A 22,322-nucleotide genomic window follows, 5' to 3' on the forward strand; every position below is an offset into this window, starting at 1 on the left:
CGACGCGCGGACGGGTGAGGTGCTCTCGACGTTCCGCTCGGCCGACGCCCCTTTGGGGGTGCTGTACCGCCCGTGCGGCAACCGCCGAGCCCACGTCTGCCCGGCGTGCTCGCGCACCTACGCCCGCGACACCTTCGCCCTCATCCGCGCCGGAGCCGCCGGCGGCAAGACCGTCCCGAGCAGGTCGCGGACAACCCGCTGCTCTTCGCCACCTTCACCGCGCCCTCGTTCGGACTCGTGCACGGCCACCGCGGCGGAAGGCCCTGCCGCCCGCGACGTCGGGACGACCGAACCCGCTGCCCACACGGACGCCCTCAGTGGTGCACCACGATCCACGAGCCGGGCGACGCGCGTTCGGGTGCCCCCTTGTGCCCGGACTGCTACGACACCGCGTCGGCGGTCATCTGGCAGTGGCACGCCCCGAACTGTGGCGGCGCACGACCATCGCCCTCCGTCGAGCCGTCGCCGGATACCTCGGGGTGACGGAGTCCGCTCTGGGCGAGCACGCCTCGATCCAGTACGCCAAGGTCGCGGAGTATCAAGACCGCGGCCTGGTCCACTTCCACGCCCTGATCCGCATCGACGGACCCGCCGCCGCAGGCATCGCAGTACCCGCCCCGGCCGCCCTCGACGGTCCGACCCTGGCCACAGTGGTGCGCCAGACCGCGCCCGGCGTGACGGTCCTCGCCGAACCGGTCGACGACCAGGACAGCCCTCGCGTCCTGGCCTGGGGTGCCCAGCTCGACGTGCGTGTGGTCACCGCCGGACATCGCGTCGACAACCCCAGCGCCGCCCTCACCCCTGGACAGGTGGCCGGCTACCTCGCGAAGTACGCCACCAAGGACGTCTCCGGCCTGCACGGTGAGGGCCAGCAGCGCCCGCACATCGTCGCATTCCGTGCCGCCTGCGTCGAGCTGGCCGAGCGCGCCGCGCGACATCACGGCGAGGACCACGACTACCAGCGGATGAGCCGGTGGGTGCACATGCTCGGCTTCCGTGGCCACTTCGGGACCAAGTCCCGCCGCTACTCCGTCACCCTCGGGGCCCTGCGCCGAGCGCGGGTGCGCTGGCAGCGGGTCATGGCCGAGTCACGCCGGACCGGGGAGCCGATCGACACCCGCGACCTCGAGCGCCGGCTCCTGGCTGACGACGAGGACGAGACCACCGTCGTCATCGGTTCGTGGACCTACCTCGGCACCGGCTGGCGCGACGCCGCCGAAGAAGCACTCGCCCTGGCCGCCGCCGCCCGCGCGCGCGAGTACGACCAATGGCGGGCGGAACGGCATCGGTCCAACATCGTGAAGGACGTTCGAGAGAGGAACGGGTGATGGCCCAACAGACTCAGGTGGCTGGCGCCGGCACGGAGGTGCTGCAACGTCTGCTGACGTCGGCGGAGGTGGCTCGGGCCCTGCGCGTGTCGCCCTCGACGCTGTGTCGCTGGCGGCAGACCGGCCATGGTCCGCGGGTGGTGTGGCTTGCCCCATCATGTCCGCGCTATCGACGTCAGGACGTCGAGGCGTGGCTGTCGAGGGTCGCGGCGTGAGTGTTCGGAAGCTTCCGAACGGTCGGTTCCGGGCGAAGCTGAAGAGTGGGCGGGTCGACGTCGCGAGCCGGGTGTTCGACACGCAGCGCGAGGCCAGGGCGTGGTTGTCGCGCGAGCGCGCTGCTCTGGACGGCGGGGTCGACCCTCGCGCGGGCCGGGAGCGGGTTCGATCCTTAATGCACCGCTGGCTGGCGGTGCGACGGACGACGGTTGCGGCCAAGACCTACCGGGCGGACCTCGACGTGCTGAGGTTGAGCCCGACGAGCCTCCTGGCGGTCCACGCCTCTGCGGTGTCTGGCCGCGAGGTGGCTCGGGCGTTCGAGCAGCTGCTGGCCGCCGGGATGGCGGAGAGCTCGGTGGTCCGCTACCGGGCGAGCCTGTCGTCGTTCTTTGCCTGGTGCGTCCGCGAGAAGGTCATCCTGACCAATCCCGTTCTCGGTGTCCGGGTGCCGAAGCAGTCTCGGGAGGTCGACGAGATGGACCCGTTCACCGAGGCCGAGGTCGAGGTGGTGCACGCGCAGTGGGCCGAGCGGTCGCCGCACCTGGCGGACGTTCTGCTCGTGCTGTGCTGGACGGGGTTGCGGTGGGCGGAGGCGCGGGCGATGCGCGTCGAGGACGTCATGCAGGTGCCGACTCCTGGCCTGCTCGTGCGCCGATCCCAGCCGGAGGGTCAGACGGTGAAGGCGACGAAGGGCAGGAGGACGCGTCGGGTGCCGCTGGCCGACCGGGTCCTGCCGATCGTCCTCCGGTTCAGTGAGGGCAAGGAGCCGGGCGAGCTGCTGTTCACCTCGGCCGGCGGCGCCCGCCTGCACCGCACCTCGGTCCTGCGCTCGGTGCAGTGGTCGACGACCGGTCACGGCCGGAGGATCCACGACCTGCGGCACACGGCGGCGTGCCTCTGGCTGGCCCGCGGGGTCGACCCGGGAACGGTCCAGGCGTGGATGGGTCACGAGTCGATCGCGACGACGAACCGGTACCTCCACTTCCTCGGCACCGGAGCCGACCTGGCGGGGCTGGACCGCCTGAATGCGACATCGGGGGCACCAGGGGGGCACGAAAGGGGGTGAGCGGTGAATGACAACGAGAGAACCCCGCCCGGGCCGGCACGAACGTGCAGGTCGGACGGGGTTCCCATCGGGTGGAGCTGAGGGGATTCGAACCCCTGGCCTTCTCATTGCGAACGAGACGCGCTACCAACTGCGCCACAGCCCCGAGTGCGGGAGAAACGATAACACCAGCGCGACCCCCGTCCGAAACCGACCGGGAGGCACCGGGCCCCGGCCCGAGGCGCCCGCCCATCCGCGCAGGTCACCCGCCCGGTCCCGGCCGGGCGCGTGGGCTGCGGCGTCGGCGCCACCCCCTAGAGTCGGGCCATGCGACTGCGACTGCCCGCCTCCCTCCGCCCCACCGGGAGGCCCGTCCACGTGCCGGCTGCGGCGGGTCCCGAGTCGCTCCCCGCGGACGACCCGCGCCGCCCGCCGGAGTGGTCGGTGCCGCGCGGGGTGCGCACCGCGAGCGAGTGGGCCTGGCGGTTCATCGTCATCGCCGTCGCGCTCGTCGCCGTCCTCTACCTGACCAGCCTCCTGTCCGAGGTGGTCATCCCGATCCTCGTCGCGCTGCTGCTGTCGGCCCTGCTGCACCCCATCTACGACCGACTGGCCCGGATCATGCCCAACGGTGCGGCGGCCGGCATCACGGTCCTCGGCACCATCGGCGTCGTCGTCGGGATGCTCTCGTTCGTCGGCTCGCAGCTGACCAGCCAGCTGGGCGACATCACGACCAAGGTCACCGACGGCATCGAGCAGATCCGGCAGTGGGTCCAGTCGAGCTTCGGCATCACCGACACCCAGATCACCGACTACCTCGGCAAGGCCCGCGACGCCCTCAGCTCCGGCGGGCTCACCGACTCCCTCGCCGCCGCCGGGCTCACCGCCGGGCACCTCGTCGCGGGGTTCTTCCTCGCCCTCTTCTCCCTCTTCTTCTTCCTCTACGACGGCCCGTCGATCTGGGCCTGGGCGGTGCGCCTCTTCCCGCGCGGCGCCCGCGAGAAGGTGCACTCATCGGGCCTCATCGCCTGGGGCCAGCTCGCGGCGTTCACCCGGGCCACCGTGCTCGTCGCGGCGGTCGACGCCACCGGCATCGGCGTCGGCGCGGCCATCCTCGGGGTGCCGTTCGCGTCCGGCATCGCCCTGCTCGTCTTCTTCGGCGCCTTCATCCCGATCGTCGGCGCGGCGGTCTCCGGCGGTGTCGCCGTGCTGCTCGCCCTCGTCGCGCTCGGGCCGGTCAAGGCGCTCATCATGCTCGGCGTCGTCATCGGCGTCCAGCAGATGGAGAGCCACCTGCTGCAGCCCTTCCTCATCGGCCGGGCGATGCGCCTGCACCCGCTGGCCGTCATCCTCGCCATCGCCGCCGGCCTCATCCTCGCCGGCATCATCGGCGGCCTCATCGCGGTGCCGACCATCGCCGTCCTCAACGCCGTCGGCCACCACCTGCTCGACTCTCCGGACGATGCCCCGCCGGGCGAGGACGACGACGGACCCGACGTCGACGAGGTCCTCTCCCCCGCGCAGGAGGCGCGCGCCCACGAGAGCGCCGCCGAGGACTCCCCCGACTCCCCGATCGTCCCCGAGGTCCCGGACGCCCCCGAGCGCGGCTGAGCCGGCGCCGCGTCGCGGGCTACGGCGCGGTACTCGTCGTGATCACGACGAGTACCGCGGGGTAGCCGGCACGGGTGGGTACGACGGGCGTCGTCGGGATATGCGGCGACGGGTGGAGCGCGGGCGGCTCAGGCGCCGGCGACGCGTCGCTCGTCGAGGTCGTCCTCGCGCGAGCGCAGGCCCTCGACGGGCACCGGGTCCGGCGTGACGGCGGCCGGGGCGACCTCGGGCCGCTCGGCCTTGGCCTTCATCGTGTAGGTCGGGCGCGGGACGGGCACCGGCTCCCAGGTGAGCGGGATGTCGTCCTCGTCGACGAGGTGGACGTACTCGATGACCGGCTCCGGCTCCGGAGCGACCGGGGCCGCGGCAACGACCTCCACGGTCTCCACGGTCTCCACGACCTCGGCGGGCTCGACCGCGACAGGGGCCTGGGCGGCCGGCTCGGTGGCCGCGACGGGCTCCTCGACGGCCGGCTCGGTGACCTCGGCGACGACGGTGGACGACGCGGCGGCGGCCGGACGGGCGACGGGGCGACGCACCGACGGGGCGGCGGGCGCGCTGGCCCGGCGACGGGCCTCCTCGCGGGCGCGGCGGCGACGGGCGGCCGCGGCCGAGCGCTCGGAGCGCACGCCGGCGCGGACCCACGCGAGGGCGAGGACGAGGGCACCGAACGCGACGGCGGGGGCCCAGGGCACGAGCACGGAGAACGCGGCGAGCGCCCCGGTGACCACGAGCGCGAGGAGGGTGGTCAGCAGGACCAGTCCCCGCGTCCGACGGGCCGACCCCGAGCGGGCGGCCGGGGTGCGGCGCGCGGCGGGGCGCTCGACGGGCACGGACACGGTTCGCGGAGCTCCCACCTCGGCGGCGACGGCACGCTTGACGACGACCTGCGGGCGGGCCGAGCGGGCCGGGTGCACGGACCACGACCGGGGGCCGGGTCGGAGAGGTCCGTGCGCGGGATCGTGGCGCGGCGCTCGAGGACACGCATGGCGGCGCTGAACTGCTCGACCGAGCGAGCGGTCGCCAGGTGGTCCCGCCGGCGGATCCAGTACTGCACGAAATAGGCAGCCCAGACCCCGAGGAGGACGAGGAAGATCAGGCTCGACGGGGACCGCACGGTCCGACGGTAGGCGTGCTCAGCTTCCGGGTCCCGCACCCGCGTCGGTGTGTCGCGCAAGTGACTCGTGTGACGACTGTGCTTCGGCGGTGATCCGGGTCAGCCGGTGGAGCATCGTCTCGCCGGCGAGGTCCTCGACGGTCAGCGCGAACGAGAGGTGGTCGCGCCACGCGCCGTCGATGTGCAGGTAGTGCGGCCGGCTCCCCTCGGAGCGGAACCCGAGCTTGCGCACGACGGCGATGCTCGCGGTGTTCTCGGGCCGGATGTTGATCTCCATGCGGTGCAGGCCGACCCGCCCGAAGAGGTGGTCCCCGACGAGGGCGACCCCGGTGGGCACGACCATCTGCCCGGCGAGCGAGCGGCTCACCCAGTAGCCGGCGTAGCAGGAGCGGAACGACCCCAGGACGATGGTGCCGACGTTCACCTGGCCGACCAGCCGGCCGCCCGACTCCACCGCCAGCGGCAGGGCCCGGGCGGCCGCCCCCTCGGCGTCGTACTGGTGGACGAGGTCGTCGAAGGTGCGCCCCGGTGCGTCCGGCTCGGGCGAGGTGGCGTCCCACGGCTCGAGCCACTCGGCGTTGGCGCGGCGGACGGACTGGAAGGTCGGGCCGTCGGCGGCGGTGAGCGGGCGCAGGGAGATGGCGGTGCCGACCGGCGTCGTGCCGGTCAGGTGCAGCGGCCAGACCCAGCCGGGCGGTGTCTCGGCCTCGGCGGGCCGGTGCGCGCCGCCGCCGACGAACCGGCGCCACATCAGTGGTCACCCCGCGCACCTGGTCGAGCGCGTGCGGCAGCACGTCGGCGAGCACCGCGAGGGCGTCCTTGACCCCGCCCGAGGAGCCCGGCAGGTTGACGACGAGGGTGCGACCGGCGAGACCGGCGAGGCCGCGCGAGAGCACCGCGGTGGGCACGCCCTGCGCGACGCCGCGCGCCCGGATCGCCTCGGCGAGACCCGGGACCTCGCGCTCGAGCAGTGGACGGGTGGCCTCGGGCGTCCCGTCGGTGGGCGTCAGCCCGGTGCCGCCGGTGGTGAGCAGCAGGTCCGGACCGGCGGCCAGCGCCGCGGCCAGGGCCTCGCCGACGGCCGGCCCGTCCGGCACGACGACGGGCTCGTCGACCGTGCAGCCCCAGCCGCGCAGCGTCCCGACGATGAGTGCCCCACCGCGGTCGGGGTAGACGCCCCCGGCCGCGCGGGTCGAGCAGGTGACGACCGCGGCCCGGCGCCCGGAGAGATCGGGGGCGGTGCTCATCCCTCCTCCACCCAGTCGCCCGAGCGTCCACCGGACTTCGCGGTGACCCGGACGTCGGTGATGCGGGCGTGCTTGTCGACGGCCTTGACCATGTCGACGAGCGCGAGGGCCCCGACGGCGACGGCGGTCAGCGCCTCCATCTCGATGCCGGTGCGGTCGGCGGTGCGCACCTCGGCGCGCAGGTCGACGCCGTCGTCGGCGACCTCGAGGTCGACCTCGACGGCGTGCACGGCGACGGGGTGCGCGAGGGGCACGAGCTCGGGGGTGCGCTTGACGGCCTGGATGCCGGCGATCCGGGCGACGGCCAGCGCGTCGCCCTTGGGCACCGTGCGGTCGCGCAGCGCGGCGACGGCGGCCTCCGACAGCAGGACGCGACCGCGCGCCTCGGCCCGGCGCGCGGTGACGGCCTTGGCCGAGACGTCGACCATGTGGGCCGTGCCGTCGGCGCGGACGTGGGTCAGCCCGGGCACCGGGGCGGGGAGGTCAGCCACAGCCCCGATGATGCCCCAGGAGCGGGAGGCAGAGCACGCTGTCACCCGGTGCGACCTCGGCGACGTCCGCCGGCACCACGGCGAGGGCGGTCGCGCCGGCCAGGGCGCCGAGGACGTGCGACCGCTGCCCGCCCGACGGGCGGACCGTGCCGCCCTCCTCGACGACGCGGGTCATCTCGGTGCGTCCGGGGGCGGTCGGCCACCAGGCTCCGGCCACGGACTCGAAGCGGCCGTCGGCGTCGGGGTCGAGGCCGGCCATCCGGCGCAGGGCCGGGAGGACGAAGACGTGGAAGGAGACGTAGGAGCTGACCGGGTTGCCCGGCAGGGTCACCAAAGGCAGCCGCGAGGCACCGACCGCCCCGCAGCCCTGGGGCATCCCCGGGCGCATCGCGACCTTGACGAACTCGACGCCGCCGTCGGCCGTGAGCACCTCCTTGACGGTGTCGTAGACGCCCATCGAGACGCCACCGCTCGTGATGACGAGGTCGGGGTCGCCGTCGGGGGCGGCGAGGAAGGCGCGCACGACGTCGGCGTCGTCGCGCAGGTGCACCCCGGCCGCGACCTCGGCCCCCGCGGCCTCGACGAGCGCGCGGAGCATGAGGTGGTTGCTGTCGACGATCTGGCCGTGCTCGAGGGTCGAGCCGACCGGGACCAGCTCGTCGCCGGTGGAGACGACGGTGACCCGCGGACGCCTGTGCACGACGAGCTCGGCGACGTTCGACGCCGCCGCGAGACCCACGTGACCGGGCCCCACCCGCGTGCCGGCGGCGATGACGACGGTGCCGGCGCGCACGTCGTCGCCGCGGTGGCGCAGGTGGGCACCGACGTCGGGGGCGACCCGGACGGCCACCTGCTCGGCCCCGCCGTCGGTGTGCTCGACGGGGACGACGGCGTCGCAGCCGTCGGGCAGCGGTGCGCCGGTCATGATCCGCAGCGTGTGGCCCGGGGCCAGGACGTGGCGCGTCGTGTCGCCGGCGGCGACGTCGCCGTCGACCGGCAGGACCACCGGCGCCTCGTCGCTCGCGCCGGCCAGGTCGGCGGCCCGCACCGCGTACCCGTCCATCGCCGAGTTGTCGAAGCCGGGCAGGTCGACGACGGCGGTGACGTCGTCGGCGAGCACCCGGCCCAGGGCCTCGCCGACCGGGATTCGTTCCGAGGGAAGGGGACCCACGAGGGCGAGGACGGCCGCCCGGTGCTCGTCGACGGTGCGCATCAGGACCCATCCTCCAGCCGCGTGCCGTCGGGGAGGGTGCGTGGCTCCCCCGTCAGGTGCACGTCGCCGACACACACGACGTCGGCGCCGAAGGTGACGTCGGCCTCGACGCGCAGGCTCGTGCAGTCGCGCAACGACGGTGCGCCGTGCGGGAACCGGGCCTCGAAGCCGTCGAGCAGCCGGTACTCCGGTCCGAGGTCGACGTACGGCTCGGGCCGGTCGGTCGTGGCCTCGACCCGCCCGTCGTCGGTGACCCGGTAGAGGTCGCTGCGCAGGAGGAGCAGCTCGTTGGTGGTCTTGACCGGGCGGAAGCGGCTGCGCGGCACCGCGATCGCCCGGGCGCCGTCGAAGAGCTCGACGGCGGCCCCCATCGCCGACTCGATCTGGACGACCGGGGTGGAGTCGGGGTCGACGGGGTCGACGGTCTTGCGGTTGACGATGATCGGCAGCCCGAGGACGCCGTCGTGCTCGTCGAGCCGCGCGGCGAGCACGTCGAGGTCGACCCAGAGGTTGTTCGTGTGGAACCACCGGTGCCGCTCGAGGTCCTGGAAGTGCCCCTCCTCGCCGGGCACGACCATCGCCGAGTCGCGCAGCACGAGCCGGCCGTCGGAGCGGCGCACGACGAGCTGGCCGCCCTTGCGGTCGTTGACGGTGCGGGCGCTGACCTCGGCGACGTACGGGATGCCCTCGGCGGCCATCCACGCAGGGACCGCGCCGTCGCAGGTCGCCCCGAGGTTGTCGGCGTTGGAGAGGAAGAGGTACCGGTACCCGCGCTCGCGCAGCGCGTCGAGCAGCCCGGTCGTGCGCAGCGCGACGTAGACGTCGCCGTGCCCCGGCGGGCACCACTCGAGCTCGGGGTCGGCGGGGTGCTCGACGGGGAAGAGGTCGTCGGCGCGCAGCTTCGGCTCCTTGCTCTGCAGGAAGTCCAGCGGCAGGCCGTCGAGCTCGATGCCGGGATGGCGGCCGAGGATCGCGAGCGAGGCGTCGCGGGTGCGGAAGGAGTCCATGAGCAGCAGCGGCACGGCGACGTCGTGCTCGGCGCGCAGCGCGAGGACCTGCTCGGCGATGACGTCGAGGAAGGTGCGTCCCTCGCGGACCTCGAGCGCCGACTTCGGGCCCTGTACGCCCATGCTCGTGCCGAGGCCGCCGTTGAGCTTGACGACGACGGTCCGGCCGAGGGCCTCGCGCACGGCGTCCTCCGGCGGTCGCACGTCGTCGAGGGAGGGCGGGTCGGTGAGCGGCTCGACGGTGTCCTCGGGGATGGTGCCGGTGACGTCGGCCGCGAGCTGGTCGTGGAAGTGCGCGAAGACGCGGATGGCGAGGTCGTCGACGCCGGCCTCCCGCATCCGGTCCGTGGCCGCACGCAGGGCGTCGCTCGTCATGGCGCCACCCTACGATGCACGTCGTGGCCCCCACCCCGAAGTCGCAGCGCCGGCGCGAGCTGCGTGCCCGCCGGCGCGAGATCGCCGCCGGGCGCGACGTCGCCGCCGACGACACCGCCCTGGCCCGTGAGGCCCTCGCGCTCGTCGGCCGGCTCGGGCTCGGCCCGGGGTCGGTCGTGCTCTGCTACGAGTCGATCGCGGGCGAGCCGCCCACCGCCGCCGTCAACGCCGCCCTCACCGGGGCGGGGCTGCGCGTGCTCGTCCCCGACACCCTCGCCGACCTCGACCTCGACTGGCACGACCTCGCCGACCCCGCGGCGACGCGCCTCGGCCTCGACGCCGTGGGCCTCGCCGACCTCGTCCTGTCCCCCGGGCTCGCCGTCGACACCACCGGCACCCGGCTCGGCCAGGGCGGCGGCTGCTACGACAAGGCCCTGCCGCGGCGCCGGCCCGGCGTCCCCGTCGTGACGATGCTGCACCCGGGCGAGGTCGTCGGCGCCGACGAGGAGCCGTTGCCGCGCGAGGCCTTCGACCAGCCGGTCGACGCCGTGCTCACCGCCGACGGCCTCACCGACCTCGGTCTCAGCGACCTCGGCTGACCCGGCCGACCTCGGCCGACGCACCTCAGCCGGTGCCGGCCGCCGGGTCGGGGCGCAGCGTCATGACGTCGGGGTCGGTCTCGTCGACCGCCTTCGCGGAGAACGGCCAGGGCCGCTGCCGGCCCGCGACCCAGTCGGAGATCTGGTCGGCGTAGTGGTCGTCGGTGACGTGGCCGCTGACGCCGGTCTGGTTGACCCACGTCGAGCCGTCGAGGTCGGAGAGGTCGACGACCATCCGCATCGACGGGCCCCAGGTCACCTCGTAGCCCTCGCTGGCGTCCCACCCGTTGGCGTTGACGATGGCCGAGCCGCCCGGCATGTCGAAGGGGCCCTCGTTGAAGAGCCAGCGCACCGGCCCGGGCACGGAGTCGCCGCCGAGGACCTTGTGCTCCAGCGTGATCCGGTGCAGCTGGCCCCAGTCCCACTGCTGCGGGTCCTTGCCGAGCTCGCGGGTCAGCTCGAGCCGGGCCTGGACGAGCGCCTGCCGGAGGATCTCGTCGCGGCCCTCGGTGACGTTGGGGTGAGCTTGTCGTCCCACCACTCGTTGTCCGGGTCCTTGAGGAGGAGCTGAACCGCCGAGCGCCACCGGTCGCCGCCGTCGGCCTTCATGTCGGCGGGCAGCTCGTCGTCGAAGAGCAGCTCGCACAGGTTGCGCCACACCGCGTTGTAGTACGCGGCGGCGGCCGAGGAGTCGGAGTCGGCGGCCGGCGTCGTGTGGTCCCAGTCGCGCAGCAGGTTGCGGGCGTCCTGGGTGAAGTCGAGCAGGTCCTGCGGGTCGGACTCGCCCGTCTGGCCGTCGAGCGGCACGGCGAGCAGGGCGGGGACGAGCACCGAGGCGAAGAGGTCGGTGTCGTCCATCTGCACCGAGGCCATGTCGGCCGGCGTCGCCTTGTCGAGCTTCTCGAGGCGCTGGGCGATGCGGGTCGAGCGCCAGCCGTAGTCCCACTCGGTGGTGAGGAACGGCGTGCGGCTCGACGTGACCTGCTGGTTCGCCGCGACGATGACGCCGTCGGGCGGGTCGTAGGACCACGGCAGCTCGTCGAAGGGCACGAACCCGGTCCAGTCGTAGGAGGAGTCCCAGCCCGGGGCCGGCCAGTAGCCGGGGACGCTGCGCGGGATGGCCGCCCGCCGGACGGGGATCTGGCCCGGCGCCTGGTAGCCGATGTGACCCTGCCGGTCGGCGTAGAGGAGGTTCTGGGCCGGGACGGCGAACGAGCGCGCGGCGTCGCGGAACTGCTCGAAGTTCGTCGCCTTGTTGAGCCCGATGATGGCGTCGGCGGTGCGGCTGGGCGTCAGGCCGGTCCAGGCCAGCGACACCGCGTAGTCCTGGTTCTCGTCGCCCTCCTGCTGGGTCGGCGCTCGGGCCCCGGCCTCGCGGGCCGGCTGCAGGACGTCGCTCATGATCGGGCCGTGCGTGGTGGCGCGCACCGTGATCCGCTGGTCGGCGCCGCCCGCGACCTTGATGGTCTCCTCGCGCGTCGTCACCGGCTGCCACTCGCCGTCGCGCAGATAGGTCTGCCCGACGACCCGCTCGAGGTAGAAGTCCGAGACGTCGGGGCCGAGGTTGGTGAAGCCCCAGGCGATGTCGGCGTTGTGGCCGATGACCACGCCCGGCACACCCGCGAACGAGAAGCCGGAGACGTCGAGCGGGCACTCGGCGCTGACGGTGCGACAGGTGAGGCTGTTCTGGATCCAGATGCCCGGCTGCCCGACCCCGAGGTGCGGGTCGTTCGCGAGCAGCGGCTTGCCCGAGGCCGTGTGCTTCCCGGACAGCACCCACGAGTTCGAGCCGACGCCGTCGCCGCGTCCGACGAGCTGAGGCACGCTGGCCAGGGCCCGGTCGACCGCGGCGTAGGCCGCCTGCGCGCCGGGCGTCGTCGTCTCGGCGACGACGTCGTCGCCACCGGTGGTCAGGGCCTTCGGCACGGCGGACGGGCTGGCCGGCGTGGCGCCCGACCCGGGGGGCACGCTCCCCGGCGCCCACTCGGAGTCGGAGAGGATCGACGGGTGCGCGGCCGCGTCGTAGGCCGGGTAGGCGGCCGCGATCTGGGCCCGGGTCAGTCGCCCGCTGAGGCGTGCGCGGGCCAGCTCGTCGGTGTAGTCGCCGCGCAGGTCCCAGGCCATCGCCTTGAGCCAGGCGAGGCTGTCGACGGGGGTCCACTCCTCGATGTCGCCGAGCGGCAGCTGGAGCCCGAGCACGGTGTACTCGGCCGAGACGTCCCCGGGGGAGCGTCCGCGCAGGTAGCGGTTGACGCCGTCGGCGTAGGCCTGGAGCACCTGGCGGGTCTCGGGCTCGAGGGTCGGCAGCTCCTCCTCGGCGACCCGGCGCCAGCCCATCGTCCGGACCACCTTGTCGGTCTCGACGCCCGCCGGGCCGACGAGCTCGGAGAGCCGCCCGGCCGTGATGTGCCGGCGCAGGTCCATCTCGAAGAAGCGCTCCTGGGCGTGGACGTAGCCCTGGGCGCGGGCGAGGTCGGTGACCGAGTCGCCGTAGAGGTGCGGGATGCCGCTGCCGTCGCGCTTGACGGTGACGGCCGCGCCCAGCCCGGGCAGCGTGGCCTCGCCGGAGTGGGTCGGCAGCGAGGCGCGGACGGCCCGCACGACGACGACCCCGCCGACGAGCGCCACCACGACGACGAGCGCGATCAGTCCGAGCAGGGCCCGGCGGGCGACGACGAGGCGACTCACCCTGCGAGACTAGGTCACCACCCCCACGAGACGAGGACGGTCCCGGTGACACTCCCCTGCGCGACGGCGATCGCCGGCGCCGGGACGCCCGCACGCCTCGTGACCGACACGGGCGCCGAGGCGGGCTTCTCGCTCGACGACCTGTCCTCGGTGCTGCTCCTCGGCAGCATCGTCCTCGTCGTCGCCGTCGCCGCGGTCCGCCTCTCGCTGCGCTCGGGCCTGCCGTCGCTGCTCATCTACCTCGCGATCGGCCTGGCCCTCGGCGAGAACGGCCCGGTCGGCATCCAGTTCGACTCCGAGGCCCTGACCCAGGTCCTCGGTTACGCCGCGCTCGTGCTCATCCTCGTCGAGGGCGGCATCACGACGCAGTGGTCGGGCATCCGCAAGTCGGTCGCGCCGGCGGCCGTCCTGGCGACCGTGGGCGTCGCCGTCAGCGTGGTCGTCGTCGGGGTCGTGGCCCACCTCGTCCTCGGGTGGTCCTGGGAGGTCTCGCTCCTCATCGGCGCCGTCGTGGCCTCCACCGACGCCGCCGCGGTCTTCTCGGTGCTGCGCCGGGTCCCCCTGCCGCGGAGCATCTCGGGGATGCTCGAGGCCGAGTCCGGCTTCAACGACGCCCCCGTCGTCCTGCTCGTCACCGCGCTGGCCGCCCAGCTGGCCCCCGACGGCGAGCCCGAACCGGTGTGGCAGATCCTCGTCGTCGCCGCCGCCGAGCTCGCCGGGGGCGCCGTCATCGGGCTCGCGGTCGGCTGGCTCGGGGCCCGGCTCCTGCGCGTCGTCGCCACGACGTCCTCGGCGCTGTTCGCCATCGGGGTGCTCAGCGTGGCCGTCCTCGCCTACGCGGCCGCCGACACCGTGCACACGTCGGGGTTCATCGCCTGCTACCTCGCGGCGCTCGTGCTCGGCAACATCCGGCTGCCACACCGACCCGCGGTCGTCGGCTTCGCGACGGCCATCGGCTGGCTCGCCCAGATCGGCCTGTTCGTGCTGCTCGGGCTGCTCGCCTCGCCGGAGGGCTTCGCCTCCCAGATCGTGCCCGCGCTCGTCGTCGGCGGGGCGGTGCTGCTGCTCGGCCGGCCGCTGTCGGTCATCGCCTCCTGCCTGCCCTTCGGCATCCCGTGGCGCACCCAGGCCTTCCTGTCGTGGGCCGGCCTGCGCGGGGCGGTGCCGGTCGTGCTCGCGACCGTCCCGGTCACCGCGGGGACCCCGGCCGTGGAGTGGATGTTCGACCTCGTCTTCGTGCTCGTCGTGGTCTTCACGCTCATCCAGGCGCCGACGCTGCCGTGGGTGGCGCACCGGCTCGGCCTCGACACCGCGCACCACCGGGTCGACCTCGCCGTCGAGGCCACGCCGCTCACCGAGCTCGCGGCCGAGCTGCTCGAGATCGACATCGGGCCCGAGTCGCGGATCGGCGGGGTGCGCGTCTTCGAGCTGCGCCTGCCGCGCGGGGCCAACATCGCGCTCGTCGTCCGCGACGGCGGGTCGTTCGTGCCGCGGGACTCCGAGGTGCTGAAGCACGGCGACCAGCTGCTCGTCGTCACGCCGTCTGCCGTGCGGGCCGCGGTCGAGCGCCGGCTCTTCGAGGTGAGCCGGGGCGGACGCCTCGCCGACTGGTCCGAGGGCTGAGCCCACCCTGAACGGGTCGGGGTCGGGTCAGGGTCGGCTCAGGGCCGAACCCCGTATCGCGCACCCGGCCCGCGCCGGGAGAGTCCTCCTCATGATCTCCGTGGACCACCTGACGAAGCGCTACGGCGCCTTCACCGCCCTCGACGACGTGTCGTTCCAGGCCCGACCCGGTCGGGTCACCGGCTTCCTCGGCCCGAACGGCGCCGGCAAGACGACCGCCATGCGGGTCGTCGCCGGCCTCACCCCCGCCGGCGGGGGCACCGCGACCGTGCTCGGCCGCCCCTACGCCACCCTCCCCAACCCCGGCCGCCACGTCGGGCTGCTGCTCGACGCCTCCGCCCAGCACGCCGGCCGCACCGGCCGCGAGGTGCTGACCCTGGCCGCCATCCTCACCGGCGTCGACCGCCGCCGCGTCGACGAGATGGTCGACCTCGTCGGGCTGACGTCGAAGGAGGCCAACCGCCGCGTGCGCAACTACTCCCTCGGGATGCGCCAGCGGCTCGGCATCGCCCACGCCCTGCTCGCCGACCCCGAGGTGCTCATCCTCGACGAGCCGGCCAACGGGCTCGACCCCGCGGGCATCCGCTGGATGCGCGACCTGCTGCGCGGCTTCGCGGCCCGCGGGGGACGGTGCTGCTCAGCTCGCACCTGCTCAACGAGATCGAACGGGTCGCCGACGACATCGTCGTCATCGGCAACGGCCGGGTCGTCGCGCAGGGCACGACCGAGGAGCTGCTCGCCGGCTCGGGCACGGTCGTCCGCTCGAGCGACGACGCCGCGCTGCGCCGGGCCCTCGAGGTCGCCGAGGTCGCCGTGTCGCCGGTGGCGACGGGTGGGCTGCTCGCCGAGACCGACCCCGAGACCGTCGGGCGGGTCGCCCTCCAGGCCGGTCTCGTCCTCCGCGAGCTGCGCTCGGGCGACGAGCGCGGGCTCGAGGAGATGTTCCTCGACCTCACGGCCGCCACGGCCCGCGAGGAGGTGGCGGCATGAGCGCCACGACGCACGCCCCGGACGTCACCCTCGTCGGCGAGCACGGCGGACGCCTGCCGGCGCCGATCGCCGGGCCGCGCCCGAGCAGCGGCATCTCCTTCGGCCGCCTCGTGCACGTCGAGCTGCGCAAGATGCTCGACACCCGGGCCGGACGCTGGCTGCTCATCGCCATCGGCGTGGTCATCGCCGCTGCGCTGACCATCATGTTCGTCCAGAACGGCGGCGAGCACCCGTTCGGCGACTACCTCCAGGCCACGACGATGCCGATGGCGATCCTGCTGCCGGTCGTCGGCGTGATGGCCGTGACGTCGGAGTGGTCGCAGCGGACCGCGCTCGTCACCTTCACCCTCGAGGCGCGCCGGACCCGGGTCACCTGGGCCAAGGTCGTCGCCGCGCTGGCCGTGGGCGTCGTCGCCGTCGTCACGTCCTTCGCGCTCGCCGCGGCGGCCCACGGGGCGGCCATCGCGCTGCGCGGCGCGAGCGGCGACTGGACCTTCACGTGGACCGCGCTGCTCGGGGCCGCGGGGTACGTGCTGCTCGGCCTGCTCCAGGGCCTCGGGTTCGGGATGTTGCTGCGCAACACCCCGGCCGCGATCGTCCTCTACTACGTGCTGCCGACGGGCTGGTCCATCCTCGGGTCGCTGTGGTCGCAGGCCGCGAAGGCGGGTGAGTGGCTCGACCTGAACCGCACGATGGAGCCGCTGTTCTCCGGCTCGCTGACCGGCGAGCAGTGGGCGCAGCTCGCGACCTCCGTCGGGGTGTGGGTCGCCCTCCCGCTGACCGTCGGGATGTGGTGGATCACCCGCGCCGAGGTGAAGTAGCAGGGTCGAGGGCTCCGCGTCGGCAGGGACGCGGACAGGGGGCGCCGCCCGCGGGCAGGGAACATCCCGGGCGGCGCCCTCGCTTATCCTTGGTGCGCGCGCCGCCGCGAGACCCGCACCACCGTGCCGGGACCGGCGGCGCCGATGTCCGTCCGAGGAGGACCACCGTGCCGACGTACGCCTACGCGTGCACCGCGTGCGACCACCGCTTCGAGGTCGTCCAGAGCTTCAGCGACGACTCGCTCACCGAGTGCCCCGAGTGCAGCGGGCGACTGCGCAAGCTCTTCAACGCCGTGGGGATCGTCTTCAAGGGCGGCGGCTTCTACCGCACCGACTCCCGGTCGGGGTCGTCGGTGTCGGGCTCCTCGGGGTCGGGTGGCTCGGGGTCCTCGGAGTCGTCCGGGTCCTCGTCGTCCTCGTCGTCCGACTCCGGGTCGTCGGGGTCGTCGTCCTCGGGGTCCGGGTCGTCGACGCCGGCCGCGTCGTCCACAGGGGCGTCCGCGGGCGGGTCGTCGTCCACAACCTCCGCCTGAGCCCTGCCGGCGGGGCCGCACGCGCCTAGCGTCGGCGGCATGACCAACCGCACGCCCCCGTTCCCGGGCCTCACCGGGCGGGGGCGTCGTGCGCGCTGGCGGCGCTCGGTGCTGCGGCGGGTGCTCGCCGCCGGGTGCCTGGCCGGTGCCGCGACCACGGGCCTGCACGTGCTGCGGCCCCCGCCCGCACCCACCGTCGACGTCGTCGTCGCCGCGGTGCCGGTCGAGGCCGGGGCCGTGCTCCGTCCGGGCGACGTCGAGGTAGTCCGGGTGGTCCTGGCCGCGCGGCAGCCGGGAGCCCTGGCCGACGCCGCGGCGGCCGTCGGTCGGCGCAGCGCCTCGGCACTGGCCGCCGGTGAGGCCCTGACCACCACCCGGCTCGTGCCGCGCACGCGCATCGAGGGGCTGGCCGCCGGGGCGGTCGCGCTGCACGTCGGGCTCGCCGACGCCGCCGCGGCCGACGTGCTCGCCCCGGGGCTCGAGGTGTCGGTCTTCCCGGGTCCGGGCGGGCCGGTGCTCGCGCGCGACGCCACGGTGCTGGCCGTCGACCCACCGCCGGCGGCCGGGGTCACCGGCCTGGGCGGGGGTGGGCCGCCCCGCGGGGTGCTGCTCGAGCTGCCGGCCGGGTCCGCCGAGCGGGTGCTCGCCGGGCACGGGGGGACGGACGGCTCGGTCACCGTCACCGTCGTCGCGCGGGGTGGATGACGGAGTGCGCTGGCGGAAGCGTTACCGCCAGGAGAGTTCCATCCACAGGACGAGGTGGTGCGCCCCGCGCCTGCTGGCCCTAGCGTGTGCTCCGTCAGTCCCTAGAGAAAGGAACCACCGTGAAGGGGTTCAAGGACTTCATTATGCGCGGCAACCTCGTCGAGCTCGCCGTCGCCTTCGTCATCGGTGGCGCCTTCGCCACCGTCGTCACGAGCTTCACCGCCATGTTCATGGACGTCCTCGGCAAGATCGGGGGCAAGAAGGACTTCTCGACGTTCAAGCCCGGGGGCGTGTCCGTCGGAGCGTTCATCACGGCGCTGCTGGCCTTCCTCATCGTCGCGTTCGTCATCTACTTCGGTGTCGTCAAGCCGTACGCGGCGGCCCAGGCCCGCTTCTTCCCGAAGGAGCCGGAGGCCGAGACCATCGACCCGAACACCGAGCTGCTCAAGGAGATCCGCGACGAGCTGCGTGCCGGTCGCGGCACCGCCTGACCGCACCCAGCACCGCCGACGGGGCGGCGACCCGCACCGGGTCGCCGCCCCGTCCGCGTGTGTCCTCCCCCTCGACTCATTGCCCATTGCCCACCTGATCCGGCCCTGGAGAGGTCCGTCGAGGTGGGTTATGGGCAATGAGTCGGGCTCGCTACTCCCAGTGGGGTGGTCGCTGCTCGCGCAGCCAGCGCTCGTGCGGCCCCTCGCCCTCGGCCGGCGCGTCACGCGGCTCGGCGACGTCGGGGGCGTCGTCGGTGTCGGGGTGCGTCGACGGGCGCACGGCCCGGCGGGGGCGCCGCCGTCGCGGTCGCTCCGGGCCGTCGGACGTGTCAGCCACCGGGCGCCCGGCGGACACCGACCGCGTCGAGCACCCGGGACACCACCCGGGCGGGGTCGCGGAACACGTCGGTGGACCAGACGCGCAGGTGCTGCCAGCCGCGGCGCTCGAGCTCGGCGACCCGCACGAGGTCGCGGTCGCGTCCCGAACCGACCCGGGCGTAGGCCGGCCCGTCGGACTCGACCGCGAGCAGCAGCCGACCCGGTCGCGTCGGGTCCTCGACGGCCAGCTCGACGGGCACCGAGGAGGTGCCGACCTGCTCGTGGACGACGAGCCCGTGCTCGCGCAGCCGGCGCGCGAGGTCACCGAGCAGGACCGACCCGCCCGAGGCGTTCGAGGTGTCGGAGCCCTGCACGCCCTCGTCACCGGAGACCGCCTCGACCCGCTCGAGCACCGCGCGCAGCATCCGGGCCCCCGAGGTCCGCAGCCGGTCGGGGTCGAGCTCGTCGGCGGTGATCGTCGAGACGACGGTCAGGCTGCGCCGCGCCCGGGTCAGGGCGACCCCGAGCCGCCGGTGCCCGGTGTCGGTGCCGATGGCGCCGAAGCGGTGCAGGACCCGGCCGTGCGGGGTCTTGCCGAAGCCGACGGTGAGCAGCACGTCGTCCCAGGTCTCGCCCTGGACGTGGTCGGCGTCGCGGACCGCGAACGCCTCGGGGCGGTCCTCGGCGAAGAACGCCGCGACCCGGTCGTCGGCCCGCTCGACGGCCTCGCGCACGGCGGACTCGACGAGCCGGCGGTGCCCCGGCCCGAGGGCGATGACGACGAGCGAACGGTCGGGGCGGCGGCGGGCGTGCTCGAGCACGAGCTCGACGACCCGCTCGACCTCGGCGGGCGTCGACTCGACCGCGGCCTCGCCCTCGGCGACCACCCCGTGCCCCTCGACCAGCACGTGCCGGACGACCGGCTCGGTGACGGTGCCGGGGAACGTGACGAGCTCGGGGTCGGATGACCCGCCGTCGGGCGCCTCGGGGTCGTGCGTCCCGGGACCGACGAGGGCCGCGAGCCGCTCGTCGAGGACGCCGTACTGCCAACCGAGCCGGCGCCCGGGCAGGACCCCCTCGAGCAGGTCGAGCACCGACTCGGTGCCGGCCTCCTCGGGGGCGTCGACCCCGGCGGAGACGACGAACGGCGTGGGCGGCAGCTGCTGCGGGTCGCCGACGACGACGACGCGACGGGCGCGGGACACGGCGGCGACGGCCTCGGCGGGTGCGACGAGGGATGCCTCGTCGAGGACGACGACGTCGAACCACTCCCCCGGCGGCAGCAGCGACGGCACGGCGAGCGGGCTGGTGGTCCAGCACGGGCGGACGGCGGTGGCGAGCTCGCCGACGGACGCGACGAGGTCGGGGAGGGCACCGGGACGGCGGGCGCGCGACGCCTCGGCCCGCAGCCGGGTCTCCATGTCGGGACGGGCCCGGCGGACCTCCGCGACCCGGGCGGCGACGGCCGCGAGCACGCGCGGCACCTGGGTCTCGAGGGCGTCGCGGTCGGACTCGACGAGCGTGGCGACGGCCTCGGTGAGCGCGCCGCCGTCGTGGCCGGCGACCACCGGGTCGTGCGCGCGGACCTCGTCGGCGAGCGAGCACCACCACACCCACTCGAGCTCGGTGGCGACCCTGTCGGCCGGCACCCCGCGCTCGCGCAGGTCCTCGACGAGCGGCGTCAGCCCGAGCCGGTCGAGGGCGTCGAGGGCGAGGCGCTGCTCGGGGGCGGGCCCGAGGCGGTCGGCGGCGGCGTGCAGGGCCTCGACCCGCGCCGCGAGGTCGGCGAGGTCGAGCTCGACGAGGTCGAGGTCGTCCTCCTCGTGCGGCAGGCGGTCATCGACCCACGAGACGTCGTCGACGAGGGCGTCGTGCGCCCCCGGGCGCGGTCGAGCTCGACGGGGATCTCCGGGCGGCCGCCCGAGCCGGCGAGGTCGCGCCAGGCGTGGCGCTGGGCGTGCGCCTCGCGCAGGGCGGTGTGCAGGTCGGCCGGCGGGCGTCCGGGTCGCAGCAGCGCGCGGGCCTGGCGACGGACCCGCCAGCGCTCGAGCGTGCCGAGGTCGCTGCCGAGTGCGCGCCGCGTGCCGCCGTCCGCCGTGGCCGCGACGAGGTCGTCGAGCGGGATGTCGAAGACCTCGGGCCGGAAGACCTCGAGGGTGTCGCGGACCTGCCCGACGGTGGCGAGGACGCGGTCCCAGTCGAGGACGGTCGGGCTCGCGGGCAGGTGGACCCCGCGGAACACGTCGCCGAGGGTGCGCCGCGTCTCCTCGACCTGTCCGGTGGCCAGGCGCGCGACCCGCTCGCCCGCTTCCGCGGCCTCCTCGGGGGTGCGCAGCTCGGCACCGAACCACGGGTCCTCGCGGTCGGAGTCCCAGCCGGCGAGCTCGGCGAGGCGGGTGAGGGTGGCACGGGCCTCGGCGAGGGTCTCGCGGTCGAGGCTGGCGAGGACGGTGCCGGACAGGCGGATCCGCGAGCGCGGCGGCTGCTCGAGGAGGGCGTGCCGGCAGACCTCCTCCTGGACCTCGTGGAGGGTGACGGCCCACGGCTCGCGCCGACCGTGCAGGGCGTGCAGGTGCTCGTCGAGGAGGGCGGCGGCCTCGGCCCGGGCCCGTCCGTCGTCGGCGCCCGCGGCCTGGCGCTCACGGTCGCGCAGCCGTCCGGCGGGCCGGGGCTGCTGCTCGAGGGCGCGGTCGAGCCCCTCGACGAGGGCCCGCACCGCAGCCCGTCGTCCGTGGCCGCCGTCGGGGAGGTCGAGGACGAGGTCGGACAGCCCGACGGAGGCGAGCCGCTCGTGGACGCCGGTGAGGGCGGCCCGCTTCGGGGAGACGACGAGGACCCGCTGGCCGTCGGCGGCCAGGGCCGCGACGAGGTTGGCGACCGTCTGGGTCGCCCCGGTGCCGGGCGGGGCGTGCAGGAGCAGGTGCGACCCGGCCCGCACGGACTCGACGGCCTCGCGCTGGGCGGCATCGGCGTCGAGGACGAGGACGTCCTCGACGGCTCGCTCGGACCGGTCGCCGGTGTCGGCCCCGACCGCGACGGCCGGCAGGGCGTCGGCGAACCCGGCGAGCGCGGCCACGACGTCGTGCCCGGCGAGGGTGTCGGCCTGGACGGCGAGGTCGGCCACGAGCGGGGCCTTGTGGTACGGGAAGGTGCTGACGACGACGCGCGGGTCGACGGACAGGTCGGGGACGGCGTCGCAGGCGTCGGCGAGCGCGGCGTAGGCGGGGTACGGGTCGACGGCGCCGCTCGCCGTGACGAGCGACTCGAGCCGGTCGGTGTCGAGGGTGATGCCGTGCTCGGAGGCCATGAACTCGACGAGCGCGGGGTTGACCTCGAGCTCTGCACCCGGCTCGAGCAGCCAGTCGGAGCGGCGCGGGTCGGTGGGCCGCGTGGCGAGTGCGCGCAGGAAGACCGGCGCCCCGGGCTGGCGGGGCACGACGCGGCCGTCGTCGAGCACGACGGTCCACGACGCCATCCCGATGCCGAGGAAGCAGGTGCGCACGGCGTGCTCGCGCTCGATCTCGCTGGCGGTGTCGTGGATGCGGCCGAGACGAGCCCGGGCCTCCTCGAGCGCGTGCGGCTCGCGGACCAGCTCGGAGAGGCGGGTGGGGTCACCGGCGAGGAGCGCGCTGCGCGCCCCGAGGTGGGCGGTCGACAGGTCGAGCGTGCCGACGGGCAGGTCGCGGTACCAGAGCAGCGTGTTCGGGCCGCCGAGCTCGACGAGGTGACGGGTCCACCGGGCGCGGGCCTCGGCGACCCGCTGGGCCCGGAGGGTCGCGGCGTCGGGGGCGATGGACAGGTGCCCTCCCCTCCGCTGCTCCTCGGACGTGGCTCCGCCGACGCCGGCCCCGTCGCGGGTCCGTGCGTCGCGCGCCGGGCCGCTCGCAGTCACCTCAGCAGGCTA

19 protein-coding genes, 1 tRNA gene and 3 pseudogenes are annotated in these 22,322 nt (G+C 74.8%); 12 read left to right on the plus strand and 11 right to left on the minus strand.

All coding sequences use genetic code 11. From position 1 onward, the window contains the following. The first annotated feature begins 105 nt into the window (after window positions 1–105). The 4 genes from G7075_RS22855 to G7075_RS12425 are packed head-to-tail and all read left to right on the plus strand — an operon-like array spanning window position 106 to window position 2,610. A complete protein-coding gene (locus tag G7075_RS22855) occupies window positions 106–483 on the plus strand; it encodes a replication initiator (protein ID WP_371814066.1) in 378 nt (125 codons plus the stop codon). Further along, a complete protein-coding gene (locus G7075_RS12415) occupies window positions 411–1,328 on the plus strand; it encodes a replication initiator (protein WP_166122198.1) in 918 nt (305 codons plus the stop codon). Before G7075_RS22855 ends, G7075_RS12415 begins: the two co-directional genes overlap by 73 nt. Then, window positions 1,328–1,543 carry an AlpA family transcriptional regulator gene (locus G7075_RS12420; protein ID WP_166122200.1) on the plus strand — a complete coding sequence of 72 codons (216 nt, stop codon included), beginning with the start codon at window positions 1,328–1,330 and terminating at the stop codon, window positions 1,541–1,543. Before G7075_RS12415 ends, G7075_RS12420 begins: the two co-directional genes overlap by 1 nt. Further along, window positions 1,540–2,610 carry a tyrosine-type recombinase/integrase gene (locus tag G7075_RS12425; protein ID WP_166122202.1) on the plus strand — a complete coding sequence of 357 codons (1,071 nt, stop codon included), beginning with the start codon at window positions 1,540–1,542 and terminating at the stop codon, window positions 2,608–2,610. The genes G7075_RS12420 and G7075_RS12425 overlap by 4 nt, the downstream gene beginning before the upstream one ends. Window positions 2,611–2,682: 72 nt before the next feature. Here the strand turns inward: G7075_RS12425 and G7075_RS12430 are convergent. After that, window positions 2,683–2,755: transfer RNA gene (locus G7075_RS12430), tRNA-Ala, on the minus strand. Between the two features lie 161 nt (window positions 2,756–2,916). On the opposite strand from G7075_RS12430, the gene G7075_RS12435 reads away from it, so the two are divergent. Further along, complete coding sequence (locus G7075_RS12435; protein WP_166122205.1) at window positions 2,917–4,200, plus strand: AI-2E family transporter; 1,284 nt, start codon at window positions 2,917–2,919, stop codon at window positions 4,198–4,200. Between the two features lie 128 nt (window positions 4,201–4,328). Here the strand turns inward: G7075_RS12435 and G7075_RS12440 are convergent, their stop codons facing one another. From G7075_RS12440 to G7075_RS12465, 6 genes and pseudogenes are all read right to left on the minus strand, one after another. Continuing rightward, entirely contained in the window at window positions 4,329–5,039 is a 711-nt protein-coding gene (locus G7075_RS12440; protein WP_166122207.1) for a hypothetical protein, read from the minus strand. A 297-nt stretch (window positions 5,040–5,336) separates the two neighbouring features. After that, on the minus strand, window positions 5,337–6,068 hold the full coding sequence (locus tag G7075_RS12445) for a GNAT family N-acetyltransferase (RefSeq protein ID WP_166122209.1): 732 nt from the start codon (window positions 6,066–6,068) through the stop codon (window positions 5,337–5,339). A 43-nt stretch (window positions 6,069–6,111) separates the two neighbouring features. Next, window positions 6,112–6,564: pseudogene (locus G7075_RS12450) on the minus strand (molybdenum cofactor biosynthesis protein B); the annotation flags it as partial. Continuing rightward, window positions 6,561–7,055: a cyclic pyranopterin monophosphate synthase MoaC gene (moaC, locus tag G7075_RS12455; protein ID WP_256378026.1), complete on the minus strand. Its 495-nt coding sequence runs from the start codon at window positions 7,053–7,055 to the stop codon at window positions 6,561–6,563. The pseudogene G7075_RS12450 and the gene moaC, both read right to left, overlap by 4 nt. Further along, window positions 7,048–8,268 (minus strand): gephyrin-like molybdotransferase Glp, encoded by a 1,221-nt coding sequence (gene glp, locus G7075_RS12460; RefSeq protein ID WP_166122211.1) that lies wholly within the window; start codon window positions 8,266–8,268, stop codon window positions 7,048–7,050. Before glp ends, moaC begins: the two co-directional genes overlap by 8 nt. After that, window positions 8,268–9,650, minus strand: coding sequence for a UTP--glucose-1-phosphate uridylyltransferase (locus G7075_RS12465; protein ID WP_166122213.1), 1,383 nt, complete (start codon window positions 9,648–9,650; stop codon window positions 8,268–8,270). The genes glp and G7075_RS12465 overlap by 1 nt, the downstream gene beginning before the upstream one ends. Window positions 9,651–9,664: 14 nt before the next feature. Here G7075_RS12465 and G7075_RS12470 point away from each other — a divergent pair, with 14 nt between their 5' ends. After that, on the plus strand, window positions 9,665–10,249 hold the full coding sequence (locus G7075_RS12470; RefSeq protein ID WP_166122215.1) for a 5-formyltetrahydrofolate cyclo-ligase: 585 nt from the start codon (window positions 9,665–9,667) through the stop codon (window positions 10,247–10,249). A gap of 25 nt (window positions 10,250–10,274) precedes the next feature. On the opposite strand, the pseudogene G7075_RS12475 reads toward G7075_RS12470, so the two are convergent. Next, window positions 10,275–12,937: pseudogene (locus G7075_RS12475) on the minus strand (penicillin acylase family protein). A gap of 45 nt (window positions 12,938–12,982) precedes the next feature. On the opposite strand from G7075_RS12475, the gene G7075_RS12480 reads away from it, so the two are divergent. From G7075_RS12480 to mscL, 6 genes and pseudogenes are all read left to right on the plus strand, one after another. Further along, window positions 12,983–14,560 carry a potassium/proton antiporter gene (locus G7075_RS12480; protein WP_166122217.1) on the plus strand — a complete coding sequence of 526 codons (1,578 nt, stop codon included), beginning with the start codon at window positions 12,983–12,985 and terminating at the stop codon, window positions 14,558–14,560. Between the two features lie 91 nt (window positions 14,561–14,651). Then, window positions 14,652–15,550 (plus strand): annotated as a pseudogene (locus G7075_RS12485) (ABC transporter ATP-binding protein). Then, on the plus strand, window positions 15,547–16,371 hold the full coding sequence (locus G7075_RS12490; RefSeq protein WP_166122219.1) for an ABC transporter permease: 825 nt from the start codon (window positions 15,547–15,549) through the stop codon (window positions 16,369–16,371). Before G7075_RS12485 ends, G7075_RS12490 begins: the two are co-directional and overlap by 4 nt. Window positions 16,372–16,538: 167 nt before the next feature. Further along, window positions 16,539–16,904 carry an FmdB family zinc ribbon protein gene (locus tag G7075_RS12495; protein ID WP_166122221.1) on the plus strand — a complete coding sequence of 122 codons (366 nt, stop codon included), beginning with the start codon at window positions 16,539–16,541 and terminating at the stop codon, window positions 16,902–16,904. Window positions 16,905–16,943: 39 nt separating this feature from the next. Then, window positions 16,944–17,609: an SAF domain-containing protein gene (locus G7075_RS12500; RefSeq protein ID WP_166122223.1), complete on the plus strand. Its 666-nt coding sequence runs from the start codon at window positions 16,944–16,946 to the stop codon at window positions 17,607–17,609. A gap of 119 nt (window positions 17,610–17,728) precedes the next feature. Then, window positions 17,729–18,100, plus strand: coding sequence for a large conductance mechanosensitive channel protein MscL (gene mscL, locus G7075_RS12505; RefSeq protein WP_166122225.1), 372 nt, complete (start codon window positions 17,729–17,731; stop codon window positions 18,098–18,100). Window positions 18,101–18,251: 151 nt separating this feature from the next. Here mscL and G7075_RS12510 read toward each other — a convergent pair whose 3' ends face one another. The 3 genes from G7075_RS12510 to G7075_RS12520 are packed head-to-tail and all read right to left on the minus strand — an operon-like array spanning window position 18,252 to window position 22,310. Next, on the minus strand, window positions 18,252–18,437 hold the full coding sequence (locus G7075_RS12510) for a hypothetical protein (RefSeq protein ID WP_166122227.1): 186 nt from the start codon (window positions 18,435–18,437) through the stop codon (window positions 18,252–18,254). Continuing rightward, window positions 18,430–20,067: an AAA domain-containing protein gene (locus G7075_RS12515; protein ID WP_166122229.1), complete on the minus strand. Its 1,638-nt coding sequence runs from the start codon at window positions 20,065–20,067 to the stop codon at window positions 18,430–18,432. The genes G7075_RS12510 and G7075_RS12515 overlap by 8 nt, the downstream gene beginning before the upstream one ends. 32 nt (window positions 20,068–20,099) lie before the next feature. Beyond that, complete coding sequence (locus G7075_RS12520) at window positions 20,100–22,310, minus strand: AAA domain-containing protein (protein ID WP_166122230.1); 2,211 nt, start codon at window positions 22,308–22,310, stop codon at window positions 20,100–20,102. Between the last annotated feature and the right edge of the window lie 12 nt (window positions 22,311–22,322).

Source organism: Phycicoccus sp. HDW14 (genome assembly GCF_011383005.1).
Lineage (GTDB): Bacteria > Actinomycetota > Actinomycetes > Actinomycetales > Dermatophilaceae > Phycicoccus.